Source organism: Paraburkholderia sp. SIMBA_030 (assembly GCF_046535245.1).
Taxonomy (GTDB): domain Bacteria; phylum Pseudomonadota; class Gammaproteobacteria; order Burkholderiales; family Burkholderiaceae; genus Paraburkholderia.
This window is the reverse complement of record NZ_JAWRXB010001131.1, coordinates 1-252: the sequence shown is the minus strand read 5'-3', so window position 1 is coordinate 252 and position 252 is coordinate 1. Positions and strand designations below refer to the sequence as shown.

Below are 252 nucleotides of genomic sequence, written 5' to 3'. Positions count from 1 at the left end.
GCGTCGAAGCGCTGCTCGCGCGCGAGGCTGCCGTGATGCGCGGCCACCACGTCGTTGCCGAGCCGCTCGGTCAGATGGCGCGCCACGCGCTCGGCCATGCGCCGCGTGTTCACGAACACGAGCGTGGTGCGATGCAGCGCGACCAGCTCGGCCATGCGGTCGTAGACGCGCTCCCAGACGTCGTTGGCCATCACGGCTTCGAGCGGCACGGGCGGCACTTCGAGCGCGAGATCGCGCTCGCGCGCGTGTCCC

Annotated in this window: 1 protein-coding gene; it reads right to left on the bottom strand. The window is 72.2% G+C overall.

Annotated elements, in window-relative coordinates; genetic code table 11:
• Positions 1-252, bottom strand: a 252-nt coding sequence (locus tag SB772_RS43560) for a hypothetical protein (RefSeq protein ID WP_410838974.1), incomplete at both ends; no start/stop codon positions are given.